The following is a 1,701-nucleotide window of genomic DNA, read 5'->3' as shown; positions in this document are numbered from 1 at the left end:
CTGAATCTACAGAGTGAATCCCATTTTTTATTTATTTAACATCTTGCATTTTTATACAGATTGTGCAATATAACTGCTTATGGAAATAACTTAAAATAGCATACCCATTATAAAACCGTGTCAAGATAATTGATGCGGTTTTATTTTACCTAATCCTAATGATAACAAGATACAGAAAAACCGTGCCAATTAATTTTGACACGGCTTTAATAGGGGCTGTTATGATTTAAAACCTAGAGAGCGGTTTAAAATACAACATTTAAGTTGCAAAATAAGATTAACACAATGCGTTTTAAGATGCAAATCGATAAGAAAGAGCTTGCCTATTTTACACATTTTATGTAGAAACAGAATGTAGTTTACTATTTTATGTTCTCTTTTCTATTTATTCTCCAAACTTAAAGCCGCGTCGTTAATGACACGGCTTTTTTTGTGTTAAAACCAGCTGTTATTTACGCTGCTTTGTGAATAGTATGAATTTCAGTTACTGGAGAATTGTTACTGATTTTTGGTTCGTACGCTTTTAGAAGCGGCTCTAATTCGGGGGTTGGTTCTGAGTAACCAAAGTTAGTAAGGATAGCTATTATTTTTATGATATTTGGATTTTCGTCTTGCAATTTAAGAGCGATAGCCTTTTCGATTGTGGACATTAGGTCTACAAGAGCGTTGTGGTAGCTTTCCTCAGTAGTGTCTAGATTAGCTTCTTTACAGATTGAGAGCCAGAGATTGCATAGGGCATCTACAGTTAGATTTTGCATGGTATATAACCTTTCTTAACGTAAATTAGAGTTTCTATTAACGCCCCTATAAGGGCGCCGGGTGCTAGAAACACGGCGTTAAGTCCGTCGTTACACCTTTCCTTAAAAAGGTATTGTATAGTGTAACCACACCCGGCATGAATCATTATATACTTTTGAAGCACAAAAGACAGCCAGTATTTTTTAAGCATGGGAAGGATCTTATCGTGATCAACCCGCTTAACGCAAGTGTTTCTAGCACTTGTGATTCGTCTAACATCACGCTGTAGCAATGTCAACATGCTTTTTAAAAAATATTTCACGTATTATTGTTTTGAAGGGTGCGATTTGAAATCTAACCCTTTGTTGGTCTCAGTGCTTTCACGGCGTTCTCTAGATCCCTGTCCATATCATCACAAGCCTGTGAATAGCATACCTCACCATCGTTCGTAATTTCACAAATCAACTGATCTTGCTTTGTGCGTTTTTTGATTTTCTTATTCACCTCATCAATCAATGGCTTATAACTCAAAATGGAATATGGCGGTTCACCACCATACAACCATGCCCTCACTTGTGCCTTTGTACTGTAATCCACATGATCAGGTATCTCGTGATATTGTCCCCCTTGCAATTCCTCGTATTCTCTAGAACCATCATCATATTCATACATGTTGTAAAAATACTCAGTAACTCCCAATCCCCATGGCGCGTGCCCTCTTGCGGTTGCAACAAAACTTTTTATTGGCTGTTTACGTTTTTTTAAGAACAAATCTTTTAAAATCCCCATGCTTTTAGTCCTTAATTTTACCAATTGGTCTATTTGCCTCAAATTTGATCGTACAAAGCGTTTTTAATTCTATACGTTGTTTGTATCAAAAAGTTTTTAAATCGCTTTGTGCGGTCTTTTTTATCGATTTAAACGCATACTTCACTACTTTACTGTCTCTTATGTGATGTCAAA

At 36.1% G+C, this 1,701-nt stretch carries 2 protein-coding genes; both read right to left on the bottom strand.

The window, feature by feature from the left end; all coding sequences use genetic code 11:
- Positions 1-452: 452 nt before the first annotated feature.
- Complete coding sequence (locus tag ME1_RS04155) at positions 453-758, bottom strand: hypothetical protein (protein WP_004863672.1); 306 nt, start codon at positions 756-758, stop codon at positions 453-455.
- Between the two features lie 334 nt (positions 759-1,092).
- Entirely contained in the window at positions 1,093-1,527 is a 435-nt protein-coding gene (locus tag ME1_RS04145; protein WP_004863668.1) for a hypothetical protein, read from the bottom strand.
- Positions 1,528-1,701 lie beyond the last annotated feature (174 nt).

This window comes from Bartonella vinsonii subsp. arupensis OK-94-513 (genome assembly GCF_000278235.1).
Lineage (GTDB): Bacteria > Pseudomonadota > Alphaproteobacteria > Rhizobiales > Rhizobiaceae > Bartonella > Bartonella arupensis.
This window is presented reverse-complemented; position numbering and strand designations above follow the sequence as displayed.

Coding starts and splice junctions, on each gene's coding strand:
- ME1_RS04155 (WP_004863672.1), bottom strand. CDS start 758: ATGCAAAATCTAACTGTAGATGCCCTATGCAATCTCTGGCTCTCAATC.
- ME1_RS04145 (WP_004863668.1), bottom strand. CDS start 1,527: ATGGGGATTTTAAAAGATTTGTTCTTAAAAAAACGTAAACAGCCAATA.